The following is a 25,238-nucleotide window of genomic DNA, read 5'->3' as shown; positions in this document are numbered from 1 at the left end:
GTCAGCGCCGCTCGTCGCGCAGCAGCCCCCTGACCTCGCGGCCGAGGCCGAAGGACGGGCCGCCGACGAGGCAGAGCGCGGGCGCCCTGACGTCCAGCCGGGCGGCCACCGCGCGCACCGTCACCGCGTCGATGCCGCCGTCGTCCAGCACGGCGAGCGCGGCCGCGGGCGGGCGGTGAACCGGGAGCGGGGTTCGCACGTGGTCGTGGCGGGACCCCGGTCGGCGGGGGGACCGGTCAGGAGAGTGCCGTGCCCGACTTCGCGATCGACTACGGACTGCTGCACCAGGCCCGCAAGGACCTCCACGACCTGGCCGACCGGATCGGGCCGCGGCTCGGGGACACCGTCTTCTCGCAGGTGGGCAGCATCGAGTACGGCGACAGTGACAGCGTCTTCGGCAACGAGACGCTCGCCGAGAGCTTCCGCAGCCTGTACCGGCGCGCCCAGCACCCCATGAGCAAGGCCGAGGACGACCTGCGCGAGCTCGGGGACATCTTCGGGGCCGTGGCGGACGGCTACTTCGACGTCGACGCCCAGATCGCCGACGGCATGGGCATGATGGGCTCCACCCTCGACCTCGACCGGTGGAAGGACAAGAAGGCCGAGTGGGACTACCTGCAGGGCCATCGCGGCGACTGCGTTCCCGGGCCCGACGGCAAGATGCCGGACTTCTGCTCGGCGACCGACCCCGGCCCGCCGCCCACCGACATGACGATCAACACCGCGACCGGCTCCGTGCACACGCACCTGACGCTGGACGAGAACAACAACGTCATCAAGGAGGAGACGACGGTCGTCAACGGCGACCAGAAGTACACCTCCACGACCACGTACAGCGACGGCGGCAAGAACTACACCACGGACACCGTGTTCAGCGACGGCAGCAAGACGCACTCGGTGACCACGACCGGCGACAACGGCTCGTCGACGACCGACACCACCGACCAGGACGGCAAGACCACGCACACCGTGATCGCGCTGAACCCGAACGGCGGCGGCACGATGACCGTCAGCGAGCCGGACGGCACCGTGACCGAGTACTCGCGCCCCGACCGCTACGCGAAGTGGGACGAGACCAGCAAGACCAGTCCCGAGGACGACACCTACTACCCGACGCCGATGTACTGACCGGAATTGGAGCCGAGCAATGCCCAACATCTCCCTCGACTACGAGAAGATCGAGGCGACGTCGACCCGCCTCGACGGCGCGGTCCGCGACATCCTGCCGATGCTGGAGTCGCTGCGCAGCGACGTGTCGAACCTGCTCGAGGACGGCCTGGTGTTCCAGCAGTCCAGCCCGGCGATGAAGGAGTCCTACGAGAAGTTCAACACGTCGCTGCTCGCGGCGATGAAGGGCATCAACGACTTCGCGAAGCAGTTCCGCGACATCCGCACCTCGATGGAGGAGATGGACACGGACATGGCCGGGAAGATCCGCTCCGCCGGCAGCTGAGCCGGCGGCCGACGCCGCGACGGGGGCGGCTCCGGGTCACGACTGCTCGCCGTAGCCGAAGTCCGGTACCTCGGCCGAGAGCAGGAACTCGGCGCCGCCCTCGGTCACCTTCTGCATCTGCGCCGAGCGCGGGAGCATCGTCGCCTCGTAGGCGCGCACGGCCTCGCCGACGCTCGCGTGGTGCGCGAGCGCCAGGGCCAGCTCGCAGCCGTCGAGCATGGCCAGGTTGACGCCGACGCCGAGCGGCGGCATGACGTGGGCCGCGTCGCCGAGCAGGGTCACGGCCGGGTTGTGCGTCCACGCGTGCGGGACGGGCAGGGCGAAGATCGGGCGGTCCACGTACGGCCCGTCGTTGTCGGTCAGCATCCGCCGCAGCCGCGGCGACCAGGCCGCGTAGGACTCCAGCAGCCGGGCCCGGATGCCCTCGGTGTCGGCGATCGTGAGGCCGCTCGCGGCGATCCAGTCGACGGGCGCGCGCTGGATGACGTACACCCGGATGTGCCCGCCGCTGTTGCGCTGGGCGAACAGGCCCCGGTCGCCGTCGGCCGCGGCCGCGCTGCCCCCGCCGACGAGCTCGACGAGGTCGGGGTGGCGCTGCTCGACGTCGGAGAACCAGGCCTCCAGGAAGCTCACGCCGCTGTACTGCGGTACCGCATCCGAAACGGCGGGCCGCACCCGGGAGAAGGCGCCGTCGGCCCCGACGACGAGATCGGTCTCGACGGTCGTGCCGTCGGCGAAGCGGAGCTCGCCCGAGCCCCCGACGGACTCCAGCGCCCGCCCCCACCGCACGGTGCCGGGCTCGAGGGAGTCCAGGAGCAGGCCGCGCAGCTGGCCGCGGTCGATCTCGGGCTTGACCAGCTCGCCGGCCTCGGGGACGGCGTGGAAGAGCAGCTCGCCCCGGGCACCGTACTGGCGCATCTCCTGCCCCTCGGGCCGGGCGAGCCTCAGGAACTCCTCGTACAGGCCGGCCTCGCGCAGCGCGAGCTGGCCGTCCTCGGCGCGCAGGTCGAGGGTGCCGCCCTGGTTGCGGGCGTCGGGGCTCGGGTCGCGGTCGTAGACCGTCACCGGGACTCCGTGGCGCTGGAGGATGCGGGCGCAGGTGAGGCCGCCGGGGCCGGCGCCGATGATCGTGATGCTGGCCATGACTTGGCTCCATTCTGGACGCTGCGAAGCGGGACCTCCTCGATGCACGCGGCGGCGATCAGGCCGGCGACGCACACGAAGAGCGTGACGAGGAAGATGTGCCGGACGCCGGTGGCGATGCCGGCCGGGTCGGCGACGTGCCCGGCGACCGCGTTGGTGAACAGGGTGCCGAAGACGGCCACGCCGACGGAGCCGCCGAGCGTGCGGAACAGGTTCGTGGCGGCCGAGGCGGCCCCGAGGTCCCGCGGCTCGGCGCTGTTCTGGGCGATCGTGGTCGCCATCTGCATGGTGCAGCCGAGGCCGGCGCCGATCAGCGCCATGAAGACGCCGGTCGTGGCCCGCGAGGTGTGCTCGGTCGTGGTGGCCAGCAGGCCCGTGCCCGCGATCAGGAACCCCGCGCCGAGCAATGGGAAGAGTTTGTACCTCCCGGTGCGCGTCATGTACCGCCCCGCGATCTGCGACACCACGACGACCGGGATCATCAGCGGCAGCAGGAGCAGGCCCGAGTTCGCCGCGGAGGCGTGCTGGACGGACTGCTGGAACAGCGGCAGGTACAGCGAGCACCCGAACATCACGACCCCGGCCGCGGTGACGATCACGAGGGCCAGCGGGAAGTTGCGGTGCCCGGTGAACACCCGCGGCGGCAGCACCGGCTCGGCCGCCCGGCGCTGGGACACCACGAGCGCGGCGGTGGCCAGGGCGCAGCCGGCCGCGAGCGCCAGGATCGGCCACGAGCCCCAGGAGTAGGTGCCCCCGGCCCAGGTCGCGGCGAGCACGAGGCTGCCGATGGCCACGGTGAGCAGGGTGATGCCGAGCCAGTCGATGCGGGCCTTCACGCGCGTGACCGGCACGTGCAGGAGCACCGCGCACCACACCAGGGCGAGCGCGCCGAGCGGCAGGTTGAGGTAGAACGCCCAGCGCCATCCGAGGTGCTCGGTGACCAGGCCGCCCAGCAGCGGGCCGCCGATCGTGCCGATCGCCATCACCGAGGCGGTCATGCCCTGGTACCGCCCCCGCTCCCGCGGCGGCACGAGCGCCCCGATGAGCGCGAAGGCCCCGGCGCCGAGCCCGCCGGCCCCGATCCCCTGCAACGCGCGGAACCCGATGAGCTGCCCCATCGAGTGCGCGGCCCCGGCGAGGCCCGAGCCGGCCAGGAAGAGCGCGATCGCGGCCAGGAACACGTGCTTGCGGCCGTAGAGGTCGCCGAGCTTGCCCCAGACGGGCGTGGAGATCGCGGTCGTGAGCGTGTACGCCGTCACGACCCAGGAGATGTGGGCGAGCCCGCCGAGGTCGCCGACGATCGTGGGCATCGCGGTGCCCACGACCATGTTGTCGAGCATGGCCAGCAGCATCGCCAGCATCACGCCGAGCAGGACCCACCGGACGTTCACCTTCCGCATGACTCGCATGACCCCAGAAAAGCAGACTGAGTTCAAAAGTGCAACGAGTCAACTTAGTGCCTGATGCCACTCTCGGGTACGATCGGCGTATGACCGAAGCCCCGCCCGGACGGCGCGAACGCAAGAAAGCCGCGACCCGGCAGTCCATCGCCGACGCGGCCCTGCGGCTGTTCCTGGAGCGCGGCTACGACCAGGTGAGCATCCGCGACATCGCCGACGCCGCGGACGTCTCGACCACCACGCTGTTCAAGCACTTCCCGAGCAAGGAAGCGCTGGTGTTCGACATGGACGAGGACCGCGAGGCCCGGCTCGTCGCCGCGGTCCGCGACCGGCCCGCCGGGACGGACGTGATCGAGGCGCTGCGCGGATACGCGCGTGACCACTGGCTGCCGCTGGCCGACGACCCGCGGCTGGCCGCCTTCACTGCCCTCGTGGACGCGACGCCGGCGCTGCGGGACTACGCCGAGCGGATGTGGTCCCGGCACACGGACAGCCTGGCCGCCGCCATCGCCGACGCGTGCGGCGCGCCGGCCGGCGATGTGGCCAGCGCGGCCCTCGCCCGGTTCATGCTGCAGATCCCGGCCATCACCCGCGGCCGCCCCGACCCGGAGGCGGCCGTCGAGGTCGTCTTCGGCATCCTGGCCGACGGCTGGCGCCCGGCCTGAGGGGCCGGTCATCCGCAGCGGTACAGCTCCTGGTCGCCGACGCCGACGTCGTCCGGGACCGCGGCGCAGGCCGCGCGCACCCAGTCCGCGATCGCGGTGGTCGTGCCGCCCGTCCGGCCGGGACGGAACCCGAACCTCCCCTCGCCGGCCCCGGACAGCAGCACGTAGTGCAGCTCGCCGCGCGCGACGAGCCGCTGGACGCCGGCGAGGGTCGGGCTCGGGACGCTGCCGCTGAAGCCGCCCATCGGCAGGTAGGGCCGGCCGGTCGCCATGATGTAGGGGGCGGCCTCGCTCCACGAGGTGGTGGCGGCCAGGTACCGCGCGCCGTCGCGGTGGGCGACCAGGTAGTCGTCGAGGCGGCGCTGGTCGGCCGTGAGCGTCTCGCTCGTCTCCCCGAACGGGCCGCCCCCGAAGCCGCCCCCGCCCCGCGCGACCATCCGCCGGACGTCGGGCGGCTCGCCGCCGGGGAAGCCGCCGCCGGGCGTGCCGCCGCCCGGGAGGCCGCCGCCCGGCGGGCCCTCGGGTGCTCCGGCGCCGCGCCGGTCGCCGAAGCCGCCGCCGACGGGGCCGGCCGAGGCGTCGAACGCGCTGCCGCCGTAGCGCGGGTGCAGGACCGACGCGGCCCAGGCGCTCGGGGCGGCCACCGTCGCGGCGATCGCCAGCACCATCGCGGCGCGCAGCACGGCCCGGCGCGGCCGGGGCGCCCGCGGCACGGCGGCGGCGACCAGTACCGGCAGGGCGAGGAGCGCGGCGGCCGCGATCGCCCACGGCAGCCAGGGCAGGAAGTCGGGGAAGCGGAGGCTGAGGTACACCGCCCACGCCACCTCGGCCACGACGAACACCGGCAGCAGCCCCGCCGCGGCGCGCCCCCGCCACCCGGGCGGCGCCGCGGCGGACTCCGGCCGCGCCGCTCCCGCCCCCGGCCGGTCGCGCAGGCCGCGCCACCCGCGGACCAGGGCCGACGCCGACAACGCGGCCAGGGGCGGCGCGAGCGAGGCCATGTACGCGGTGTGCGGGATCATGATGGCGCTGAACACCGCGGCCACCGTGACGAGCCACAGGCCCCAGAACAGCAGGCCGGCCCGCTCGGGATCGGTGCGCGGGGCCCGGCCGCGGGCGACGAGCCCGGCGACCAGCCCGAGCACGGCGAGCGGGTAGAGCCAGCCGATCTGGGTGCCGTACCGCTGCCCGAAGAGCTTGGCGAGCCCCTCCTCCCCGCCCATGCCCCGCCCGGCCGGCGGCTCGAACCCGCCGCCCGGGCCGCCGGCGTTCGCGCCGCCGGGTCCGCCGCCGGTGAACATCGACTCGACCGCGCCCGGCACGTGCAGGCCGAAGCGGTCGAAGCCGTTGTAGCCGAACACCATCGCGAGCGCGCTGTTGTTCGTGCTGCCGTCGACGTAGGGGCGCCACGCGTCCGGGGTGAGCTCGTAGATCGCCACCCAGGACAGTGACGCGGCCAGCATCACCACCCCGGCCGCGCCGAGGTGGCCGAGCCGGCGGCGCCACGGGCCGGGCGCGGCGACCAGGTAGGTCAGCGCCATCGCGGGCAGCACCATCCACGCCTGCATCATCTTGGCCTGGAAGCCGACGCCGATCCACACGCCCGACACCAGCAGCGAGCGCAGCCGTCCCTCCAGCAGTGCCCCCTGGAACGCGTCGGCCGCGAGCACCAGGGCCATGGTGAGCAGCCCGTCCTCCATCGGGTGACCGAACATCGAGGCGACGACGGGGGTGAGCCCGAACAGTCCCGCGGCGAGCAGCCCGGCCGCCGGGCCGGCGAGGCGGCGCCCGATGCGGTACATCACCAGCACCGCGATCACGCCCTCCACGACCTGCGGGAGGGTCAGCGACCAGGCGTGGTAGCCGAAGATCCGCGCCGAGATCGCCTGTGGCGCGAAGGAGCCGGCCAGCTTGTCGATGGTGACGGTCGCGCCCGGGTCCAGGGCGCCGTAGAAGAACGCCTTCCAGCTCACCGACATGCTCTTGGCCGCGACCGAGTAGAACAGCGCGAACCCGCTGTCACGGATGCGCCAGACGTAGAGCACCGCGGCGAGGGCGGCCACCGCCAGCAGGGCGGGCCGTGCCCAGGCGGGCTGGCCCTCGGGGGAGCGCCAGAACCGAAATGCAGACGTCACGGGCTCTCCATGGCATATGTCGGAATGATCCGAGTCGGAGTCTGCCCGAACAACCTCAAAACGGGCTCGGAGTCTCGGGTCGAGTAGGTTTTGTGGCATGGTCGAACCGTTCACCTCGCGCGCCTCGGCCGAGGCGCTGCAGGACCTCCGCGCCCGGCTGCGGGCGACCCGCTGGCCGGATGCGCCCGAGGACGCGGGCTGGGGGCTGGGCGTCGACGTCGCGTACCTGCGCGAGCTGGCCGAGTACTGGGCCGACGGCTTCGACTGGCCCGCGCAGGAGGCCGCGCTCAACCGGCTGCCCCGCTTCCGGGCCACCGTCGGCGGCCGCGGCATCCACGTGGTGCACGCCCGCGCGGCCGACCGGCGCGACGCGCTCCCGCTGCTGCTGTGCCACGGGTGGCCGGACTCCTTCTGGCGGTACACCAAGGTGATCCCGCTACTGGTCGACCCGGGCGCCCACGGGGCGGACCCGGCCGACGCGTTCGACGTGATCGTGCCGGACATGCCCGGCTACGGCTACTCCGACCGGCCCACGGGCACCCCGCCGGACACGATCGCCGTCGCGGGGCTCTGGGCCGAGCTCATGCGCGCGCTCGGCTACGAGCGCTTCGGCGCGGCGGGCGGCGACATCGGCAGCGGGGTGAGCCGGTACCTCGCGCTGGACCACCCCGAGCGGGTCGTCGCCGTGCACCGGATGGACGCGGGCCTGCCCGTCTTCGCCGGCGACCGGGCGGAGCTGGCGCCCGAGGAGCGCGCGTTCCTCGACTCCGCCGCGGCCTGGGGCGCGGCCGAGGGCGCCTACGCGGCCATGCACCGCACCAAGCCGCAGACGGCCGCCGCCGGGCTCAACGACTCCCCGGCCGGGCTGGCCGCCTGGATCGTGGAGAAGCTGCGCTCCTGGAGCGACTGCGGCGGCGACCTCGAGAGCGTCTACACCAAGGACGAGATCCTCACCAACGTGACGATCTACTGGCTGACCGGCACGATCGGGTCGGCGATGCGGATGTACGGCGTGAACGGCGCCATCCCGCCCGCGCAGCACGCCCGCCGGGTCGAGGTACCGTCGGGCTTCTCCCTCTTCCCGGGCGACCTCGTCCGCCCGCCCCGCGCCTGGCTGGACCGCATCGCGAACGTGACCTACGCGACCGAACCGCCCCGCGGCGGCCACTTCGCGCCGTTCGAGCAGCCCGAGTCCTACGCCCGGGAGCTACGCGACTTCTTCCGCCCCTACCGCACCCGCGCCTGACCGATCAGGAGATGTTGGGTGCGGTGCTCAGCAGCCAAGCGAGGGGCTGGGCGCCGCCGGGTACCTGTTCGTACTCGGCGGTATCGGGGTTGAGGACGTGCCGATGCACCGACGTGGTGCTGCCGCGCTCGACGAACCAGTACTGCGGGATGCCGGCCTTGGCGTACTCGGTCTTCTTGATGATCCGGTCGACGACCTCGGAACCCCGGGACACGACCTCGACCGCGAGGAGCAGTCCAACTGTGCCGGCGTAGCTCGAACGAGCCGCGCGCGGCGGCAGATCCTTCGCCCACACGGTGATGCCGGGAACCCTGCCACCGCCGACGTCGACGCCGCAGTCGGTGACCACCTGCTCCGGGCCGTAGCCGTTGGCGAGGAACCAGGCGAACATCCGGGACACGAGCAGTGCGTGATCGGGATCCGCCGGCGGCATGACAGACAGGACTCCCTCTGGGCTCAGCTCGTAACGGTGATTTTCGTCAGCGGCGGCCATCGCGGCGAGGTCGTCCAGCGTCACATGGGTCGGCATCCCCGCACCCACGGCTTCGGCGCTCATCATGCCTCCCCTCCTCGTTGTGCGTTTGGAGGCTACAACCTTGGTTGACCGTTGGAGTTGCGTGGGCGACGAAACACGCCCCGCAAGGGACTCCGGTGCTCAGTCCTCGCGGAGCATGGTCAGGGGGATCTGCACCGCGATCGCGGCTCCGCCCGGGCCGCCGGTGAAGCCGCGGCCCGGCGGGGCGGCCATGCGCACCTGGCTGCTCACCAGCCGCGCCCCGATCGCGTCGCCCTCGGTGATCGAGCGCGGGGTGAGCAGCAGGCCGCGCCGCGAGCGGCGGGCCGCGGTCAGCCAGCTGCCGAGCGCGATCGACAGCGCGTCGGCCGCGCCCGCGTAGACCACCGCGCGGCCCCGGTCGCGCCCGCCCGCGGCCACGTCCCGCAGCACCTTGTCCGCGGCGGGCGCGGTGAGCAGGTCGGCGTCGTCGACCAGGACGACGACCGGGCCGCCGAGCTCGTCCAGGGCCGCGGCGACCGCGTCGGCCGCCGGGTCCGGATCGTCGAACAGGCGCACCCGCGGCTGGCGGCCCAGGGCCCGCAGCGGCGAGTCGCGCGGGGTCAGCACCACGAGGCCGGTGCCGCCGGTCAGCAGCGACACGGCGATCGCGGCCAGCGCGTTGCTGCGGCCCGAGCCGGCCGGGCCGCCGACGAAGAACGCCGACGTCGCCGTCAGGTCCACCACGACCGCGCCGCCCTCGTCGCCGCCGACGCCGAGCAGGGCCTGCATCGGGCGGCGCCGGTCGTCGGGGACGAGCTCGTACGCGCCGGTGAAGTCGACCCGTCCCGGCAGCGCCGCGACCGGGAACGGGCGCGCCGCCGGGGTGGTGGCGGGCAGCCGGGCGCCGATGCGGCGGATGGCCTCGGCCTGGGCCTGGCCGCTGTCGTCGGCGTCGAGCAGGGCCACCTGGGTCTCGGTGCGGCTCAGCACGTGCCAGCCGCGGCCGGACACGATCGTGCCGGGCACCTTGCTGGGCAGGATGCCGACGAGCTGGTAGTCGTTGCGGTCGGCCTGGCGCAGCAGCAGCTTGTGGTCGTTGTGCGCGGCCAGGCGGCCGCCGAGCAGGGCCCGCTCCGAGGTGGCGATGACGTGGATGCCGGCCGCGGCGCCCTCGCGCACGAGCCGGGTGATGTCGGTGAGCAGCCGGCCCTGGTCGTGCTCGTCGAGGATCGGGGCGAGGGCGTCCCAGCCGTCGACGAAGAGCAGGATGTGCGCGGGCCGCTCGGCCTCGGGCAGGCGCCGGCGCAGCTCGACGATCCCGGCCGCGTTGGCGTTGGCGCTGCGCTCCTGGCGCTCGGTCAGCTCGCGGCCGAGCCGGCGCAGGAGCCGCTCCAGGCGCTCCATGTCGTGCCGGGACACCACGGCACCGCAGTGCGGGAGCGTCTCCAGGGCCGCGAGGCCGCCGCCGGCGGCGTCGATGCCGTACATGTGCACGTCGGCGACCGCCGCCTTGCGCGCCGCCGAGGTCGCGATGGTGCGCAGGACCTGGGTGCGGCCCGAGCGGGGCGCGCCGACGACGTAGAGGTGCCCGAAGGTGGCCAGGTCGACCGTGGCCACCCGCCGCTGCTGCAGCGCGGGCACGTCCTCCAGCGCATAGGGGATGGGCGCGGGCACGCTCGCGTGCCGGTCTTTCGGCGTCGGTACCGCCGGCAGCTCCTCCAGCAGCACCGCGTCCTCGAGCGCGGGCAGCCACGGGCTCGGCTGGGCGACGAAGTCCTCGAGCCGCTCGGCGGCCGCGCGGATCGCCTCGACCAGGGCCTGCAGGTCCGTGGGCACGACCGGCCCGGGCAGCAGCGGGTCGACGTCCTCGGCGACCAGCTCGACCGGCCGGCCCAGCCGCTGCCAGGACAGTTCCGCGGTGCGGACGGGCTCGTACTGCTGCACCGGCGCCTCGTCGAGCAGGCCGGGCCGCTCGGCGCCGACCCAGGCCGCCTGGAACGGCACGGCGCTGCGGTGCCCGGCGCGGATGAGCGCCCGGCCCGGCGTCCCCGGCGAGATGTGCACGGCCTCGCCGGTGTCGATGATGTCCTGGCTCTCCACCGTGTCGGTCACCCGCAGCGCGATGCGCAGGTTGGTGTTGGCCTTGATGTCCGGCGTCACCGCGCCGGCCGGGCGCTGGGTGGCCAGGATCAGGTGGATGCCCAGCGACCGGCCCCGCTGCGCGATGCTGATCAGCCCCGGCACGAAGTCCGGCAGCTCCCGCACCAGGGTCGCGAACTCGTCGATGATGAGCAGCAGCCGCGGCAGCCGCGCCAGGGACGGGTCGGCGGCGCGCTTGGCCCGGTAGGCGGGCAGGTCCTTCGCCTCGGCCGCGGCCAGGATGCGCTCGCGGCGGCGCAGCTCGGCGCCGAGGGAGTCCATCGCCCGCTGCACCAGGTGCGCGTCGAGGTCGGTCACCATGCCCAGCGTGTGCGGCAGCTGCGCGCACTCCCGGAAGGCGCTGCCGCCCTTGTAGTCCACGAGCACGAAGGTGAGCTCGTCGGGCCGGTTGGTCGCGGCGAGCGAGGCGACGAACGACTGCAGCAGCTCCGACTTGCCGGAGCCGGTGGTGCCCGCGACCAGGCCGTGCGGGCCGTCGCGGACCAGGTCGAGGCTGAGCGGGCCGTCGTAGCCGCTGCCGAGCACGAACGTCGTCGACGCGGGCCGGCGCCGCCAGCGCTCCAGCAGCGCCTCCGGGTTCGGGGGCTCCTGGTCGAGCAGGTCCAGCAGCCGTACCTCGCGCGGCAGCCCGGCGTCGTGCTCGGGGCTCACGTCCCGCAGCGGCGTCAGGGCCCGGGCCAGCCGGTCGCACCAGGCGACGGGCACGAGGTCCGCGCGGATGTCCTTGAGCGGTGCCGTACCGGTCCGCCGCAGCGTGAGCGTGTCGGCCTCCGCGACCACGACCGCCCCGCACTCCTCCGGCAGCAGCCGCTCCTGCTCGTCGAGGCAGACGCTGAAGATCCGCACCCGGGGGCCGTCGGCGAGGATCTGCACCATGCCGGGCACGTCGCGCAGCGCCCGCGCGCCGTCCACGACGACGAGCAGGTCCGGGTCGGTGAACATGGCCCGGCCCATGGACGAGCCGAGCACCCGCTGCCGGGCCTGCACCTGGGCGACGAGCTCGGCGACGCGGTTGGCGATGCTCTCCGGGTCGTTGCCGATGGCCGCGTGGGGACCGTGCGCGCCACCGGGGCGCAGGTGCGGCAGCCACCGTACCCAGCCCCAGCCCTCGGCCCGCTCCGGGCTGGTGAGCACGACCATGCGTAGGTCGCGCGGGCTGTGCAGCACCGCGGACTGGGCCACGAACCATCGGGTGAGCGCCTGTACCGGCTCGGCCGCGCCGACCACGCCGAGGACCCCGCACTCCGGCAGCTCCAGCCCGACGGGCACGTCCCGGATCGTCCAGCGCACCGTGCGGTGGTTCTCGTCGCGGGCCGGGTCGTCGATCTCCTTCACCGACGGCACGTCCACGGTGCCGAGCCGCAGCAGCAGGTGGTCCGGGTCGCGGCGGCGCCGCTCCCAGAGCCGGGCGCCGGGGCCGGTCGCGATGAGCCCGATCGTCGCCGGGTCGGGGCCGGTGACGCAGCGCACCTCCCGCTCCCGGCGCACCGCCGCGTCGATCTCGACCGCGAGGCTGCGCATCCGTTCGGTGTACCGCTGCTGCTGCTCCTGGTGCTGCTTGCGGTTCGTGCGCCGGCCGACCATCCAGTTCGTGATCGCCATGACCGGCGTGAACAGGATGAAGACGAGGTAGAAGTACGAGTGGAAGACGCCGACGAGCACCAGGCCCAGCACGATCGGGGCGAGCAGGAGCAGCATCGGGAACGGCTGGCGGGGCGTGCGGCCCGGCGGGACCGGCAGCCGGACGCGCTCGGCGTCCAGGTGCGGGGCGATGCGCGGCGGCCGGTTGTAGTCCAGGCCGAAGCCGTCGGCCGAGGCGGTCACGGCCGCGTCGGGCTCCACCGGCGCGCTCAGCCGCAGCAGGGCCGGCCCCACGCACAGGTCGGCGCCGTCGGCCCAGCGCCCGCCCGGCCCGCCGCGGCCGCGCCGCTGGGCCGTGGGCAGCCCGGTGACCGGGTGCGGGTCCGGCGGCGGGGTCACGTCGGCGGGCCGCACGCCGTCGTCGAGCCGGCTCATGTGCCAGTTCGCCGTGCCGTCCGGCGAGACGGTCACCCACAGCCCGCCGGGCGGGGCGTCCGGGCCCTCGACGCGGATCGCGCATTGCTCGCCCGCGCCGATCTCGTGGCTGCCGGCGCCGAGCAACCAGGTGGTGCCCGCGCCCGGCCCGGAGACGAGGTGGACCTCGGCGAGCCGCGGGCCGCCGCGGGTCAGGTCGGTGCGCCCGCCGGTCGCGGCCGGGGCCGGGGCGCCCAGGCCGATGGTGCTGCCCGGGCGGATGCCGCTGCCGCGCACGGGGGCCTCGGGCTCCAGGCGCTCGCGGTCGAGGAAGACACGGCGACCGGCCGCGGCGACCGGGCCCTCGACGGCCTCGGCGAGGCCCCGCACCGTGGCGCCGTCGGGCACCTCGACGACGTGGTCGCGGGCGGCGCGCTCGTCGGCGTCGTACGCGGTGAGCATGAGCTTCATGCGGTTCCCCCGGAGCGCCGCCCGACGGCCGCGTCGTCGAACGCGGGCTCGGCGAACTCGTCCACTGTGGTCGGTTGGTGCGCGGACACGCCGGTGGCCGCCGTGGTCGGTTGGTGCGCGGACACGCCGGTGACCGCGGCGGGCTCCGCCGCGAACTCCGCGAACTCCGCGAACTCGCCGGGCCGCTCCACCAGCGACACGGCCGGCGGCAGCAGCGGGGGCGGTGCAGGGGGCGGGGCCGGGGGCGCCGCGCGCAGCAGGCGGGCGACGGCCTTGGGCAGGGCCGCCGTGTCGACGTCGAGGGGCACGCCGGCGATGCGGACGCGGCCGCCGCGCTCGGTGGTGATGAGCCGGGCGTGGCCGTGGGCGCCCTTGACGGCCAGCACGCGCACGCCCCGGCCGACGGGCTCGTCCGGCGGCTCCGGGCACACGACGAACATCGTGTCCGGGGTGGGGCCTGCGCCCGGGAAGCGCGGATGGACGCCGGCGGTGACCTGGACCCGGCCCGGCCGGGCGCGGTCGAGCTGGGCGGCCATCGCCTGGATCAGGGCCCGGGCCGTGCGGGGGTCGCCGGCGCCGGCGGTCAGGGGCGGGCCGGTGTGCAGGTCGAGGTAGGCGACGAGGTCGCGCCGGGCGATGCCGAGGGCGACCGGCTCGCCGGCTCCCTCGCCGTCCAGCCCGGCGAGCTCGGCGAGCTCGGCGAGCTCGGCGAGGTCGGCGAGGTCGGCCCACCACAGCCGCGGGTCGTGTTCGTCGGCGGTGAACGGCGGCGGGGGAGTGCCCGGGTCGCGGCCGGCGAGCAGGACGCCGGCGGCCGCCGGGCCGACGAGCACGGCGTAGGGCTGGGCCGGGCCGGTGGCCGCGGCCTGCAGCGCCCGCCGGACGGTGTCGCGGGCCGAGGGGTCGGCGAGGGCTCTGGTCAGGCGGCGGAGGTTTCGGCGGTACCGCAGCCAGACCCGGACCGGCCGGACGAGCGCCGCACCGGTGAGCGCGATCTCGCGCCGCCCCTGCCGCAGCACGGCCTTCCAGCCCCCGGCGCGCCGGACCGCGCGCGAGGCCAGCACGAGCGCGAGGATGAACAGCCCCAGCCCGCCGATGAGCAGACTGATCGGGCCCCGGTTCCGCGAAAAGAACTCGATCATGCAGCCTGGTCCAGGACGGCGCGCAGGGCGCGGACGGCGTTGTGGGTGCGGCTCTTCACGGTGCCCGGCGGGATGCCCAGCCCGGCGGCCACGTCCTCGCCGGCCCGGCCGAGCAGGTGGACGTGCACGAGGATCTCGCGCTGGGCGGCCGGCAGCCGGCGCAGCCCGTCGAGCAGGACCACCCGGTCGCAGACGGTGTCGGCGACGTTGACGACGTCGGGCCGGTCGGCGACGAGCTCGGTGGCCAGCCCCACGGGCACGGCCCGGCGCTTGCGCCACGCGTCGATGACGAGGTTGCGCGCGGTGCGGAACAGCCACATCCGGATCGGGCGGTCGTCGTGGTCCAGCCGGTCCGCGTCCTGCCAGGCCCGCAGCAGCGTCTCCTGGACGATGTCCTCGACGTGGTGCGGGTCCGCCGCGACGAGCGACGTGACGTACCGGTGCAGGGCGGCCCGCTGCCGCTGCAGTTCGTGGCCGAGACAGGGACGCTCGACGGTGCTCAAACGAGGTTCCTTCCGCGGGTTGCCGAGTGGAATGTCCCTGTTCTCGGCTGACGGAAGATGAACACCGCGTGACCTGGCGGCCACCCAGCCACGACAAGTCATTGACGTCGATGCGTGAGTGACCGTTAACATGATCATCGTGGGAACGCAGACCCCCGGACGGGTGAACGCGCTCCGAGATCGTGCGTGGGACCCACGTCCTGTGGCACCGTGCCCGGATGATCACCGCCGAGACCGTGCACGACCTGGACCGCGAGCTCATCTGGATCACCGTCACCGGCCCGCTCTCCAGCGCCCGCAAGCAGGATCTTCGCATGTGGATCGGCAAGGCGCTGGTCGCCTGCCCGCGCGCGGTCATCGTGGACCTCACCGGCCTGGAGGACCAGACGGGCACGGCGGCGTCGCTGCTGCAGGCGGCGGCCGCGAGCGCGCGCGAGTACTACGGCGTCTTCCTGCTCTTCGTCACCCCGGCCGGCGGGCCCCTGCGGGCACAGCTCGGCACCCGGTTCTGGCGCCACGCCCTGCACCTCTTCGCCGACCGCGCGGCCGCCGAGGCCGCGGCGCTGGCCGGGCCGCCGCCGCCGCCGGACCGGTTCGCGCTGGTGCTGGAGCCGGACGGGCACGCACCGAGCCGCGCCCGGCTGCTCGTCCACGACGCCTGCCGGGCCTGGGCACTTCCGGCGCTCGCCGCGCCCGCCAGCCGGGTCGTCTTCGAGCTCGTGCACAACGCCGCGACCCACGCGGGCACCGACGTGGCCGTCACCGTCAGCCTGCGCGGCAGCTACCTGCACCTGGCCGTGCGCGACGGCCGCCCGGACGCGCCGGCCCGGCTGCTGCCGGCCCGGCGCAGCGATCCGGTCCTGGCCGAACCGCCCGGCGACGGCCTGCACGTCGTGGACCGCAACGCCACCGCGTGGGGGTCGGCGTCCGACGGGCGCGGCAAGACCGTCTGGGCCGTCATCCGCCTTCCCGGGGGCACGGCCCCGTGAGCTCGAGGAGCCGCTGCCGGGCCAGCGCCCGGTCGGCCGGGCGGTCCTCGTCGTGCCCGCGGCGCGCGGCGTACGCCCGCACCAGCGCGTGCAGCGCGAACCGGTCGTGCGGGCGCCGCTGGACGAGGTGCTCGCCGGCCAGCCGCTCCAGGTGCCGCGCGGCGCTGCCCGGGTCGGTGCCGAGCAGCGCCGCGGCGGCGTCGGGGCCGAACTCGGGGCCGGGGTGCAGCGCCAGCCGGCGCAGCAGCGCCTGGGACTGGGGCGGCAGCGCGCGGTACGACGGATGCAGCGCCGTCTCGATGCCCTCGTCGAGCTCGCACGACGCCCAGGTCGCCCGGGGCGCCGACGCCTACGAGAACCACTGCGGGCCCAGGGGCAGCGACGAGTGGTGGTGCACGCGGTACGAGCGGCCGCCGGCCCACGTCAACGTCCTGCCCGAGCACGCCGTCGCGGCCGAGATCGCGCTCTACGCCGGCGAGACCGAGACGACGCCCGGGGACGCGTGGACGTACCGCAAGGAGTCGCACCGCCGCCACGGCGAGCTGTACATGTCCGTGAACGTCTGCATCGTGGCCTGCGTCTCGCTGACCATCACCAGCGAGGGCGGGGTGTTCGCCGGCGGCAGCGCGACGATGGTGCCCTCCTACGGCTCCTCGGTCGGGATCGGCTGGAACCCGCAGCCGATGGAGTCGATGCGGGATCAGGGCCTGGCGTACTGCGTCGGCGCCGCGTGGAGCGGCTGCGTCACGGTCGGCTTCGACAGCCAGACCGGCAAGCCGGTGTTCGGCGGCTCGACGTCGCTCGGCCTGGGCGTGAGCGGCGGCGTGACGAGCACCTACGGCCATCAGATCGGCCAGAACTGAGCGGAGACGACCGGCATCCCAGACACCGCGGCCGCCCATGACCCCCCTGGGCGGCCGCGGCCCGTGTTGCGCCGCTCATGCGTAGCCGGCCGCGCATCGGGGCATGCCGGGGAGATGGTCGATGATCAGCGTCCCGCCCCGCTCCTGCGCCCGCCCGAGCTGCGCGTCGAGGGGGAGCGCTCCGCGTCGCGGCTCGAGCTGTTCTTCGACCTCGCCTACCTGCTCGTGGTCGCCGAGCTCGCGAGCGGGCTGGCCGAGGACCTCAGCTGGCGGGGCGCGGCGGCGTTCGCCGGGCTGTTCGCGGTCACCTGGTGGTCGTGGGTGACCGTCACGCTGTACGCCAACCGCTTCGACACCAACGACGTCGTCTACCGGCTCGCCAAGCTCGGCAGCGCGGCCGTCGTCGTCGGCATGGCGGCGAGCGTCGGGGACGCGGTCACGTTCGTGGCCTGCTACCTCGGCACGCGGTTGCTGCTGTTCGCGCTGTACGCCCGCGCCTACCGGCACGTCGCCGAGGCCCGGGCCACCATCCGCCTCTACCTGGCCGGCGTCGGCGCGGGCGCGGTGCTCTGGGCGGTCTCCCTGCCCGTCGACGGCCCCGGCCGCGAGGTGCTCTGGACGCTCGGGCTCCTGGCCGAGGCGGCCGCGCCGGTGCTCGCCACCCGCTTCGGCGGCGGGGTGCCCGTGCACGTCGACCATCTGCCCGAGCGCTTCGGGCTCTTCGTCATGCTGGTGCTCGGCGAGTCCATCATGTCGGTGGCCACGGGCGTGCACGACACCCACTGGGAGACCGGCCCGCTCGCCGTGGCCGCGATCGCGTTCGTGGCCGTCGCCGCCGCCTGGTGGAACTACTTCGACCTCGGCGGCGCCGCGGGGAAGCGCCGGCTCGAGGCCGAGGGCGACGAGCCGGAGAGCTGGGTGCCCGACGCGTACATCTACGGCCACCTGCCGCTCACGCTCGGCCTGGCGCTGTTCGCGGTCGGCGTCGAGCAGCACATCGTGCACCCCGCGGACGACCTGCCCGGCGGCGCGGGCTGGGCGCTGCACGGCGGGATGGCGCTGTTCCTCGCCGGGACGGCGGGCGTGGTCGCCGGCACCTCGGGCCGCTGGCGCGCGGCCTGGCCGTGGCCGGGCGCGGCGATCCTGGCCGTCGCCGCGATCGGGCTCGCCGACGGGCTGGTCGAGGGGGTGACGCCGGCGGTGGCGATCGCGCTCACCGGGGGCGTCGTGGTGGTGACGGTGCTCGCCGGCATCCGCCGCCAGCGCCGCGGCCGCCTGCGGACCGCCGAGACGTAGCCGTGAACGTCCTGGTCGGAGCCGCGGGAGGGGGCAGGGACGCTAGCTGCGGCGGCCCCTGCGACGCCTACGCACCGTCACCACGGGCGGCGGCGAGGGACTCGACGCGGTCGAGCAGGGCCTGCACGATGCCGTCCAGGACCATGTCGTCGTCGATCTCGGCCAGGTACTCGGCCGCGGCCGCGATGTTCGGGTATCTCGCCGGGGGCAGGGCGCGGTACTCGTGCGACCACGCGGCCTCGTCGCCCTGGCGGCTCGACTCGTCCAGCGCGGCGTAGGCGCTGGACATCGCGGCGTACGAGAAGATGGTCTCCGAGTAGACCAGGTGCTGGAAGGCCGCCTGCTCGTCCGTCAGGCCCGCCTCGCGCAGGGCGCCCAGCACCGCCTCGACCGTGCGGAACTCGCCCGGGCGGCGGGTCGTGCGCAGGGCCACGATCGGGGCGATCGCCGGATAGTCGACGAACGTGCGCACCGTCTGCCGGGCCAGCCACTCGAGGCGCGGCCGCCATGCGAGATCGCTCGGCAGGGCCTCCACCGTCGCCGCGACGAGCCGGTCCGCGACCTCGAGGACGATCTCGTCCTTGTCGCGGAAGTGGCGATAGATCGCCGTCGGGTCGCAGCCGAGCTCTTTGCCGAGGCGGCGGACGGTGAGCGCATCGGCACCGGCCGTGGCGGCCAGGCGGCTGGCCGCGTCGATGATCAGCTCCGGCGTCAGCGCGGCGCGAGTTCGCAAATGGTGCTCCCGAACAGATTGAAAAGGCCGACAGCCAATCTTAGGGCCGAGTCGGAAAGTTCACTGCCAACTGTGTTGTCAACGCTGTTGACTACGACGCTGACAACGGTGATGATTGAGCACATGTCAATACCCGTCCATACCGCGCTCGCCGATGTCCAGCTCACCCCGTACTGGCTCGACGACCCCGGTCGGCCGAGCGCGCGGGCCCCGCTGACCGGCGAGCTCTCATGCGACCTGGCCGTGGTCGGCGGCGGCTACAGCGGGCTGTGGACCGCGCTCATCGCGAAGGAGCGCGACCCGGGCCTCGACGTCGTGCTGGTGGAGGGTGACCGGATCGGGCACGCCGCGTCCGGCCGCAACGGCGGGTTCTGCCAGGCGAGCCTCACCCACGGCCTCGGCAACGGGCTGCGGCGCTGGCCGGACGAGCTGGGTGAGCTGGAGCGGCTCGGGGCCGAGAACCTCGCGGCCATCGAGGCGGCGCTCACGCGGTACGACATCCGCTGTGACTTCGAACGGACCGGCGGGCTCGACGTGGCCACCGCGCCCCACCACGTGGCGCAGCTGCGCGGGCACGCCGAGGCGGCCCGCGCGCTCGGTGCCGACGTGGACTTCCTCGACGCCGGGGCCCTGCGCGCGGAGATCGACTCGCCGACCTTCCTCGCGGGCCTCTGGGATCGCGACGGTACCGCCCTGCTGCACCCGGCCCGCCTCGCGTGGGGCCTGGCCGAGGCGTGCGAGCGGCTCGGCGTGCGCGTGTTCGAGGGCACCCGGGTCACCCGCCTCACCCGCGACCGCGCCGGGATCGTGCTGCACACCGACGCGCTCGGCGGCCCCGCCCGGCTGCGGGCCGCGAAGGTGGCGCTGGGCACGAACGTGTTCCCGTCGCTGCTGCGCCGCACGCGCCCCTACGTGGTGCCGGTCTACGACTACGCGCTGGTCACCGAGCCGCTCACGGCCGAGCAGCGCGACGCGATCGGCTGGCACCGCCGGCAGGGCATGTCTGGTGCCGGTCACCAGTTCCACTACTTCCGCCAGACCCGCGACCACCGGATCCTCTGGGGCGGGTACGACGCCGTGTACCACTTCGGCGGCAAGGTCCGGGCCTCCTACGAGCACCGCCCGGCCACCTACAACAAGCTCGCCGCGCAGTTCTTCGAGGCGTTCCCGCAGCTGGACGGGCTGAAGTTCACGCACGCCTGGGGCGGCGCGATCGACACGTGCACGCGGTTCTCGGCGTTCTTCGGCACCGCGCACCGCGGGCGGGTCGCGTACGCGGCCGGGTTCACCGGGCTCGGGGTCGGCGCCACCCGCTTCGGGGCCGAGGTGATGCTCGACCTGCTGGCCGGGGACTCGACCGCGCGCACCCGCACCCGGATGGTGCGCGAGCGGCCGCTGCCGTTCCCGCCCGAGCCGGTGCGCTGGGCCGGGGTGCAGCTGACCCGGCAGGCGATGATCAACGCCGACGCCAACGGCGGTCGGCGCAACCTGTGGCTGCGCGCGATGGACCGCATCGGCTTCGGCTTCGACAGCTAAGCGGCCGCGAGCCGGGGCTGTTCGACGACTGAGAGCCAGTCGTCGAACGGGACGGGGATGCCGGTGCCGAAGCCCTGCGCGTAGTCGACCCCGATGGCGCGCAGGGCGTCGAGCACCGCCGTGTCCTCGACGAACTCGGCGATCGTGCGCAGGCCCATCTCGTGGCTGATCCGGTGCACGGCCTCGACCATCGCCCGGTCCACGCGGTCTTCGACGATGCCCCGCACGAAGTTGCCGTCGATCTTCACGAAGTCGGCCGGGAACTGCTTGAGGTACGTGAAGCCCGACAGGCCGCTGCCGAAGTCGTCGAGGGCGAAGCGGCAGCCGAGCGCCCGCAGCTCGGCGATGAACGCGACGGCCTGGCCGACGTCGCCGACCGCGACGGTCTCGGTGACCTCGAAGCAGATCGTGCGGGGCGGGACGCGGTGGTGCTCGAGCTGCTGGCGGATGTACGCCAGCAGCGTCGGGTCGCCGAGGGAGCTGCCGGAGAGGTTGATCGAGAACATCTCGCCGGCCGGGGCGCCGTTGCGGTACCGCTGCGCCAGGCGCTTGAGGGTGGCCCCGATGACCCAGCGGTCGATCGCGGTCATGAGGTTGTAGCGCTCGGCCGCGGGCAGGAACACGCCCGGCCCGATCAGCCCGCCGTCGTCGCCGCGCATGCGCACCAGCAGCTCGCCGAAGCTTCCCGCCTCCGGGCCGGGGCCGCCGACAGAGCCGCCGACAGGGACGATCGGCTGGTAGTGCAGGACCAGCGTGTCGTGGGTGATCGCGTTCATGAGCCGCTCGGCCCAGTGCGCCTGGCCGCGCCGGCGGTCGAGGTCGCCGTCGCCGGAGGCCACGACCTGGACCCGGTTGCGGCCGCGGTGCTTGGCCGCGTAGCAGGCGGCGTCGGCCGAGCGCACGGCGTCCTGCGGGTCGTCGCCCTCGAGCAGCGCCGCGACGCCGGCACTGACACCGACGGAGAAGACGCGGCCCTCGTACGGGAAGCGGTACCCGGCGACCGCCATGCGGATGCGCTCGGCCAGCGCCGCGGCGTGCCCGACGGCGCAGTTGCGCAGCAGCATCACGAACTCGTCGCCGCCGACCCGCGCCAGCTCGTCGTTCGGGTGCAGCTCGGCCCGCATCAGGTCGGTGACCTGGCACAGCAGCGTGTCACCCGCGGCGTGGCCGCAGCTGTCGTTGACGATCTTGAAGCGGTCGAGGTCGAGGAAGATCAGCGCATGGGTACCGGTGCCGGCGGCCGCCAGCTGCCGGTCGAACTCGCGCCGGTTCAGCGCCCCGGTCAGCGGGTCGTGCCCGGCCTCGTAGGCCAGCCGGGCCGCGATGCGCCGCTCGGCGTCCTGAGCCCGGTCGGCGAAGCTCCAGTTGACCACGGCCGCGGCCCCCGCGCCGGCGATGAACACGGCGTGGATGATCGCCCAGCGCACCGGGTGGTGCCAGGCGTCGGCGTGGCTGTACACCAGCTGCGGCGCGAGCACGCCCACCACCGCGTGCTCGGCGAGCACGAACCCGGCCGCGATCAGGAACGCCCGCCACTCCTGGTAGAACGTGATGACCACGAGCATGACGAAGAAGTGGAAGTGCATCTCGATCATGCCGTCGCCGAGCTGGACGAGCACCGCCGAGCTGCCCATCACCCCCAGCGTGGCCGCGGCGGCGCGCGCGCCGCGGGAGAACACCCGCTGGGCGGCCGCGGCCAGCGCGACGGCCAGCGGGATGACGGCGAGCGCGGCGTCGGCGACCGGGTGGTGCCGCAGCAGGGCGAAGCCGAAGAGCCCGGCGATGTGCACGCCGAGGATCCACAGGATGGCCGTGTGGCGCCGGTTCCAGTCGCGCTCGGGCAGCGGGCGGCCGCTCGGCAGCAGCCGCGCGAGCCGGCGCGCCCATCCCATCATGTCCGGCTCATCGTCGCGTCAGGCGCGCGGCTGAGCCCCCGACCGCGACGGCCACGCAATCCGCACCTGGATTGCAACCGCCAGGCCCACCGGCACCAGCTGCAGCAGCGGCACCAGCATCGGGGCGTGCCCGGCCAGCAGCGTCGCGGCGGCGGCCCCGGCGATGAGGGCCACCAGGATGCGGGCGCTCGCGGCGACCTGGCGGGGGTGGCGGCCCTGCGCGAGCGCGGCGACCACGCCGGTCAGCGTTCCCGTCATGTACGTGGTCGACAGGCCCGGCACGCCGAAGCGGAGGATCGCGCTGCTCTGGATGCCCAGGGCGATCGCGTCCGCGCCCAGGAGCAGCAGCTGGACGTTGCCGTGCGGGTGGCCGCCGCCGGCCCACCAGCCGGCCGCCACGGCGGCCAGGATCGCAAGCTCCGTCAGCAGGGCCCAGGTCACCGGCCGCGGCCAGGGCGCGTCGCCGTCGCGGGGCGGCCCGGCGATCCTCGCGCCGAGGTACGCGCCGGCCATGAACAGGACGATGGCCAGGCCGGACCGGGCGGCCAGGGCGGCGTCGGCCTGGGTCGCGGCGATGCCGAGCAGGATCATGTTGCCGGTCATGACGCTGGTGAACGCCCCGCCCAGGGCCACGAAGCCGATCGCGTCGATCGCGCCGCTGTTGAACGCGAGCAGGAGCAGCGCGACGTGCCGCCTCACGATGGCCCCCGATTTTCCCGGCCGGAGCGTGAACCGATCCGGGCACTCGATCCGATGATGCGCCGTCGCCGCGCTCGCCGCTGCCTACCGCCGGGCGCGGCGCAGCCCCCGGCCACGCGGCGGTGGCCGGCACCGGGCGGGCCGGCCCGCTGCGGGGTGAGTCTGCCCGGCGGGAGACGAGGTAGTCGCGGGTCTTCGGCGCGATTGTCCGTGGTTTCGGCGGCATTCCGCGGCAGCGGGCGCCGGGACAGGGCCGCGCCGCGAACCGAGAGGTCTGCTTGACGATGAACCCCACGTACGATTTCACCGGCCAGGTCGCGTTCGTCACCGGTGCCGCCTCCGGCCTGGGTCAGGCGACCGCCCGGGCGTTCGCCGAGGCCGGCGCCGCGGTCGCGCTCGCCGACATCGACGAAGCCGCGCTGCGGGCCGCTACCGGGACGCTCCGCGACGCCGGCCACCAGGTGCTGGGAGTGCCGTGCGACGTTGCCGACGAGGCGAGCGTGGCGGCGGCGATCCGGGCGACGGTCGATCAGTTCGGCCGGCTCGACATGGCGTTCAACAATGCCGGTGTCCAGGTGCCGCCCAGCGACGCCGCCGACGAGCCCGCCGAGGTCTTCGACCGGGTCAATGCCATCAACCTGCGCGGCGTGTGGGCCTGCATGAAGCACGAGCTCGCCCTGCCCGTCGACGGCGGCTACACCGCCCGCTGAAGCCCGGGCGGGCAACGTCTCGTCGTCACCGACGAGGAGTCCAACGCGGTCTGAACCCGCTCTCGGCCGGTGATGGTCAGCGCAGGCCGTTGACGATGAGGGTGCAGACGTCGGCGAAGGCGTCCTCGCGCCGGCTCCACTCGGCGGCCAGGGCCGGGTGGTGGAAGGCGGCGGAGGCCCAGAAGACCGTCCGGGCCGCGGCCGCCGCGTCGGTGCCGGTGAAGTCGCCCGACGCGAACCCGGCCGCGACCATCGACTCGAGCTGCTCGAGCAGCGCCGCGACGTGTTCGGACGCGACCGCGTTGTGCTCCTCGGCCAGCACCCGGTAGGTCGCGAACAGCTCCGGGTCCGAGGTCGCCAGGGCGCGCTTGGAGGCGAACATCTCCGACAGCCACGCCCGCAGGCGCTCCGGCGGGGCGAGGGCCTCGTCGCCGGCGATCGCGGCCAGGGCGGGCAGTGACCGTCCCACGAAGCGCCGGGTCACCGCCTCGCGCAGGGCGGCCTTCGACGGGAAGTGGCGGTACACCGCGGCGTGGCTGACGCCGAGCGCCCGGGCCACGTCGACGACGGTCGCCTTCGACGGGCCGTGGCGGCGCAGGACGTTCTCGGTGGCCCGCATGATCGTCTCGGCGTCCAGCACGCGAGGACCTTAGCGCTCGCTGTCCAGCATCGCCATGAGCGGCGCCGCGTAGCGGGTGCCGGAGACGGACCCGGGCGGCACCGCGGCCTCGATGGCGTCGAGCTGCGCACCGCCGAGCTCCAGGGCGGCCGCGGCCACGGCGGAGCCGACGCGGGACGGGCGGCTGGCGCCGACGAGGGCCACGATGGCGTCGCCGCGGGACAGCACCCATGCGACGGCCAGCTGCGCGATCGACACGCCGAGGTCGCCGGCGATCGGGCGCAGCCGCTCCACGAGGGCCAGGTTCGCGGGCAGGTTCTCGGCGCTGAACCACGGCAGGTGGCCGGTCTCGCCCGAGTCGCCGGAGTACGAGCCGGTCAGCAGCCCGTGGGCGAGCACGCCGTAGGCGGTGACGCCGATGCCGAGCTCGCGGCACGTGTCGAGGATGGCGCGCTCGGGGCCGCGGGCGAAGAGGGAGTACTCGATCTGGACGTCGGCGATCGGGTGCACCGCGTGGGCGCGGCGGATGGTCTCGGCGCCGACCTCGGACAGGCCGATGTGGCGGACCCAGCCGGCCTCGACCATCTCGGCGATCGCGCCCACCGTGTCCTCGATCGGCACCGAGGGGTCGAGCCGGGCCGGGCGGTAGATGTCGATGTGGTCGGTCCCGAGGCGCTGCAGCGAGTAGCCGAGCGCGCTCTTGACGTGCACCGGGCGCGCGTCCAGGCCGATGAACCGCCCGGCCGGGTCGCGCAGGCCGCCGAACTTGTCGCTGAGCACCACCCGCTCGCGGTCGCCGGCGCGCAGGGCCCGGCGCAGCAGGTCCTCGTTGTGGCCGTTGCCGTAGAAGTCGGCGGTGTCAATGAGCGCGATCCCCGCATCGATCGCCGCGCGGATGGTGGCCACGCTCGCGTCGTCGTCCGGCGTGCCCTGGGACATCGGGCCGCAGCCGAGGCCGATCGCCGGCACGAGGGGGCCGTGGGCACCGAGTCGTCGCATCCGCATGAGGCCCGACGGTACGCTCGCCGGTTACAGATTTCAAATTTTGTAATCGGAAAGGCGGGCGAGCGATCGGTACAAGACCCGGCG

23 protein-coding genes are annotated in these 25,238 nt (G+C 74.4%); 9 read left to right on the top strand and 14 right to left on the bottom strand.

Annotation, left to right across the window (positions count from 1 at the left end; genetic code table 11):
* Position 1: 1 nt before the first annotated feature.
* Positions 2 to 199, bottom strand: coding sequence for a TetR family transcriptional regulator (locus tag AC6JBM_RS17440; RefSeq protein WP_497984635.1), 198 nt, complete (start codon positions 197 to 199; stop codon positions 2 to 4).
* A gap of 50 nt (positions 200 to 249) precedes the next feature.
* Between AC6JBM_RS17440 and AC6JBM_RS17435 the strand changes: the two genes are divergently transcribed.
* Together AC6JBM_RS17435 and AC6JBM_RS17430 are read left to right on the top strand one after the other, a co-directional pair.
* Entirely contained in the window at positions 250 to 1,128 is an 879-nt protein-coding gene (locus AC6JBM_RS17435) for a hypothetical protein (protein ID WP_497984634.1), read from the top strand.
* Between the two features lie 19 nt (positions 1,129 to 1,147).
* Complete coding sequence (locus AC6JBM_RS17430) at positions 1,148 to 1,453, top strand: WXG100 family type VII secretion target (RefSeq protein ID WP_350617783.1); 306 nt, start codon at positions 1,148 to 1,150, stop codon at positions 1,451 to 1,453.
* 36 nt (positions 1,454 to 1,489) lie between these two features.
* Here the strand turns inward: AC6JBM_RS17430 and AC6JBM_RS17425 are convergent, their stop codons facing one another.
* Together AC6JBM_RS17425 and AC6JBM_RS17420 are read right to left on the bottom strand one after the other, a co-directional pair.
* Positions 1,490 to 2,596: an FAD-dependent oxidoreductase gene (locus AC6JBM_RS17425; RefSeq protein WP_497984633.1), complete on the bottom strand. Its 1,107-nt coding sequence runs from the start codon at positions 2,594 to 2,596 to the stop codon at positions 1,490 to 1,492.
* The gene (locus AC6JBM_RS17420; RefSeq protein WP_497984632.1) at positions 2,515 to 4,005 is read right to left on the bottom strand and encodes an MDR family MFS transporter; all 1,491 of its coding nucleotides are present in this window, start codon (positions 4,003 to 4,005) and stop codon (positions 2,515 to 2,517) included. Before AC6JBM_RS17420 ends, AC6JBM_RS17425 begins: the two co-directional genes overlap by 82 nt.
* Positions 4,006 to 4,085: 80 nt before the next feature.
* Here AC6JBM_RS17420 and AC6JBM_RS17415 point away from each other — a divergent pair, with 80 nt between their 5' ends.
* Positions 4,086 to 4,661, top strand: a complete 576-nt coding sequence (locus tag AC6JBM_RS17415) for a TetR/AcrR family transcriptional regulator (RefSeq protein ID WP_497984631.1) — start codon at positions 4,086 to 4,088, stop codon at positions 4,659 to 4,661.
* Between the two features lie 8 nt (positions 4,662 to 4,669).
* Here AC6JBM_RS17415 and AC6JBM_RS17410 read toward each other — a convergent pair whose 3' ends face one another.
* On the bottom strand, positions 4,670 to 6,796 hold the full coding sequence (locus tag AC6JBM_RS17410) for an ArnT family glycosyltransferase (protein ID WP_497984630.1): 2,127 nt from the start codon (positions 6,794 to 6,796) through the stop codon (positions 4,670 to 4,672).
* A gap of 97 nt (positions 6,797 to 6,893) precedes the next feature.
* Here AC6JBM_RS17410 and AC6JBM_RS17405 point away from each other — a divergent pair, with 97 nt between their 5' ends.
* Positions 6,894 to 8,042 carry an epoxide hydrolase family protein gene (locus tag AC6JBM_RS17405; protein ID WP_497984629.1) on the top strand — a complete coding sequence of 383 codons (1,149 nt, stop codon included), beginning with the start codon at positions 6,894 to 6,896 and terminating at the stop codon, positions 8,040 to 8,042.
* Between the two features lie 4 nt (positions 8,043 to 8,046).
* On the opposite strand, the gene AC6JBM_RS17400 is transcribed toward AC6JBM_RS17405, so the two are convergent.
* The 4 genes from AC6JBM_RS17400 to AC6JBM_RS17385 form a co-directional block, all read right to left on the bottom strand.
* Positions 8,047 to 8,601 (bottom strand): Uma2 family endonuclease, encoded by a 555-nt coding sequence (locus AC6JBM_RS17400; RefSeq protein ID WP_497984628.1) that lies wholly within the window; start codon positions 8,599 to 8,601, stop codon positions 8,047 to 8,049.
* A gap of 96 nt (positions 8,602 to 8,697) precedes the next feature.
* Positions 8,698 to 13,164, bottom strand: a complete 4,467-nt coding sequence (locus AC6JBM_RS17395) for an FtsK/SpoIIIE domain-containing protein (protein WP_497984627.1) — start codon at positions 13,162 to 13,164, stop codon at positions 8,698 to 8,700.
* The gene (locus tag AC6JBM_RS17390) at positions 13,161 to 14,306 is read right to left on the bottom strand and encodes a hypothetical protein (protein WP_497984626.1); all 1,146 of its coding nucleotides are present in this window, start codon (positions 14,304 to 14,306) and stop codon (positions 13,161 to 13,163) included. Before AC6JBM_RS17390 ends, AC6JBM_RS17395 begins: the two co-directional genes overlap by 4 nt.
* Positions 14,303 to 14,809, bottom strand: a complete 507-nt coding sequence (locus AC6JBM_RS17385; protein WP_497984625.1) for a sigma-70 family RNA polymerase sigma factor — start codon at positions 14,807 to 14,809, stop codon at positions 14,303 to 14,305. The genes AC6JBM_RS17390 and AC6JBM_RS17385 overlap by 4 nt, the downstream gene beginning before the upstream one ends.
* A 218-nt stretch (positions 14,810 to 15,027) precedes the next feature.
* Between AC6JBM_RS17385 and AC6JBM_RS17380 the strand changes: the two genes are divergently transcribed.
* A complete protein-coding gene (locus AC6JBM_RS17380) occupies positions 15,028 to 15,798 on the top strand; it encodes an ATP-binding protein (protein ID WP_497984624.1) in 771 nt (256 codons plus the stop codon).
* Here the strand turns inward: AC6JBM_RS17380 and AC6JBM_RS17375 are convergent.
* Positions 15,767 to 16,027, bottom strand: a complete 261-nt coding sequence (locus AC6JBM_RS17375; RefSeq protein WP_497986482.1) for a hypothetical protein — start codon at positions 16,025 to 16,027, stop codon at positions 15,767 to 15,769. The genes AC6JBM_RS17380 and AC6JBM_RS17375 overlap by 32 nt on opposite strands.
* Between AC6JBM_RS17375 and AC6JBM_RS17370 the strand changes: the two genes are divergently transcribed.
* Both AC6JBM_RS17370 and AC6JBM_RS17365 read left to right on the top strand, forming a co-directional pair.
* On the top strand, positions 15,975 to 16,661 hold the full coding sequence (locus AC6JBM_RS17370) for a hypothetical protein (protein WP_497984623.1): 687 nt from the start codon (positions 15,975 to 15,977) through the stop codon (positions 16,659 to 16,661). The genes AC6JBM_RS17375 and AC6JBM_RS17370 overlap by 53 nt on opposite strands.
* 114 nt (positions 16,662 to 16,775) lie before the next feature.
* On the top strand, positions 16,776 to 17,957 hold the full coding sequence (locus AC6JBM_RS17365) for a low temperature requirement protein A (protein WP_497984622.1): 1,182 nt from the start codon (positions 16,776 to 16,778) through the stop codon (positions 17,955 to 17,957).
* A 67-nt stretch (positions 17,958 to 18,024) separates the two neighbouring features.
* Here the strand turns inward: AC6JBM_RS17365 and AC6JBM_RS17360 are convergent, their stop codons facing one another.
* Positions 18,025 to 18,690, bottom strand: coding sequence for a TetR/AcrR family transcriptional regulator (locus tag AC6JBM_RS17360; protein ID WP_497984621.1), 666 nt, complete (start codon positions 18,688 to 18,690; stop codon positions 18,025 to 18,027).
* A 123-nt stretch (positions 18,691 to 18,813) separates the two neighbouring features.
* Between AC6JBM_RS17360 and AC6JBM_RS17355 the strand changes: the two genes are divergently transcribed.
* On the top strand, positions 18,814 to 20,226 hold the full coding sequence (locus AC6JBM_RS17355; RefSeq protein WP_350617802.1) for an NAD(P)/FAD-dependent oxidoreductase: 1,413 nt from the start codon (positions 18,814 to 18,816) through the stop codon (positions 20,224 to 20,226).
* Here the strand turns inward: AC6JBM_RS17355 and AC6JBM_RS17350 are convergent.
* Together AC6JBM_RS17350 and AC6JBM_RS17345 are read right to left on the bottom strand one after the other, a co-directional pair.
* Entirely contained in the window at positions 20,223 to 22,121 is a 1,899-nt protein-coding gene (locus tag AC6JBM_RS17350) for a putative bifunctional diguanylate cyclase/phosphodiesterase (RefSeq protein WP_497984620.1), read from the bottom strand. The genes AC6JBM_RS17355 and AC6JBM_RS17350 overlap by 4 nt on opposite strands.
* A gap of 18 nt (positions 22,122 to 22,139) precedes the next feature.
* On the bottom strand, positions 22,140 to 22,820 hold the full coding sequence (locus AC6JBM_RS17345; protein WP_497984619.1) for a YoaK family protein: 681 nt from the start codon (positions 22,818 to 22,820) through the stop codon (positions 22,140 to 22,142).
* A 284-nt stretch (positions 22,821 to 23,104) separates the two neighbouring features.
* Here AC6JBM_RS17345 and AC6JBM_RS17340 point away from each other — a divergent pair, with 284 nt between their 5' ends.
* Positions 23,105 to 23,530, top strand: coding sequence for an SDR family oxidoreductase (locus tag AC6JBM_RS17340; RefSeq protein ID WP_497984618.1), 426 nt, complete (start codon positions 23,105 to 23,107; stop codon positions 23,528 to 23,530).
* A gap of 76 nt (positions 23,531 to 23,606) precedes the next feature.
* Here AC6JBM_RS17340 and AC6JBM_RS17335 read toward each other — a convergent pair whose 3' ends face one another.
* Positions 23,607 to 24,170, bottom strand: coding sequence for a TetR/AcrR family transcriptional regulator (locus AC6JBM_RS17335; protein WP_497984617.1), 564 nt, complete (start codon positions 24,168 to 24,170; stop codon positions 23,607 to 23,609).
* A gap of 9 nt (positions 24,171 to 24,179) precedes the next feature.
* Positions 24,180 to 25,154, bottom strand: coding sequence for an aldo/keto reductase (locus AC6JBM_RS17330; RefSeq protein ID WP_497984616.1), 975 nt, complete (start codon positions 25,152 to 25,154; stop codon positions 24,180 to 24,182).
* Between the last annotated feature and the right edge of the window lie 84 nt (positions 25,155 to 25,238).

The organism is Dactylosporangium thailandense, assembly GCF_059739745.1.
Note: the sequence above shows the minus strand (reverse complement) of the source record. Positions and strands in the feature narration are given on the sequence as shown.

What these genes read in the sequence shown, in the direction of transcription:
- AC6JBM_RS17430 (WP_350617783.1), top strand. Translation starts at nt 1,148, where the DNA reads ATGCCCAACATCTCCCTCGACTACGAGAAGATCGAGGCGACGTCGACC.
- AC6JBM_RS17425 (WP_497984633.1), bottom strand. Translation starts at nt 2,596, where the DNA reads ATGGCCAGCATCACGATCATCGGCGCCGGCCCCGGCGGCCTCACCTGC.
- AC6JBM_RS17420 (WP_497984632.1), bottom strand. Translation starts at nt 4,005, where the DNA reads ATGCGAGTCATGCGGAAGGTGAACGTCCGGTGGGTCCTGCTCGGCGTG.
- AC6JBM_RS17415 (WP_497984631.1), top strand. Translation starts at nt 4,086, where the DNA reads ATGACCGAAGCCCCGCCCGGACGGCGCGAACGCAAGAAAGCCGCGACC.
- AC6JBM_RS17405 (WP_497984629.1), top strand. Translation starts at nt 6,894, where the DNA reads ATGGTCGAACCGTTCACCTCGCGCGCCTCGGCCGAGGCGCTGCAGGAC.
- AC6JBM_RS17400 (WP_497984628.1), bottom strand. Translation starts at nt 8,601, where the DNA reads ATGATGAGCGCCGAAGCCGTGGGTGCGGGGATGCCGACCCATGTGACG.
- AC6JBM_RS17395 (WP_497984627.1), bottom strand. Translation starts at nt 13,164, where the DNA reads ATGAAGCTCATGCTCACCGCGTACGACGCCGACGAGCGCGCCGCCCGC.
- AC6JBM_RS17390 (WP_497984626.1), bottom strand. Translation starts at nt 14,306, where the DNA reads ATGATCGAGTTCTTTTCGCGGAACCGGGGCCCGATCAGTCTGCTCATC.
- AC6JBM_RS17380 (WP_497984624.1), top strand. Translation starts at nt 15,028, where the DNA reads ATGATCACCGCCGAGACCGTGCACGACCTGGACCGCGAGCTCATCTGG.
- AC6JBM_RS17365 (WP_497984622.1), top strand. Translation starts at nt 16,776, where the DNA reads ATGGTCGATGATCAGCGTCCCGCCCCGCTCCTGCGCCCGCCCGAGCTG.
- AC6JBM_RS17355 (WP_350617802.1), top strand. Translation starts at nt 18,814, where the DNA reads ATGTCAATACCCGTCCATACCGCGCTCGCCGATGTCCAGCTCACCCCG.
- AC6JBM_RS17350 (WP_497984620.1), bottom strand. Translation starts at nt 22,121, where the DNA reads ATGATGGGATGGGCGCGCCGGCTCGCGCGGCTGCTGCCGAGCGGCCGC.
- AC6JBM_RS17340 (WP_497984618.1), top strand. Translation starts at nt 23,105, where the DNA reads ATGAACCCCACGTACGATTTCACCGGCCAGGTCGCGTTCGTCACCGGT.
- AC6JBM_RS17330 (WP_497984616.1), bottom strand. Translation starts at nt 25,154, where the DNA reads ATGCGGATGCGACGACTCGGTGCCCACGGCCCCCTCGTGCCGGCGATC.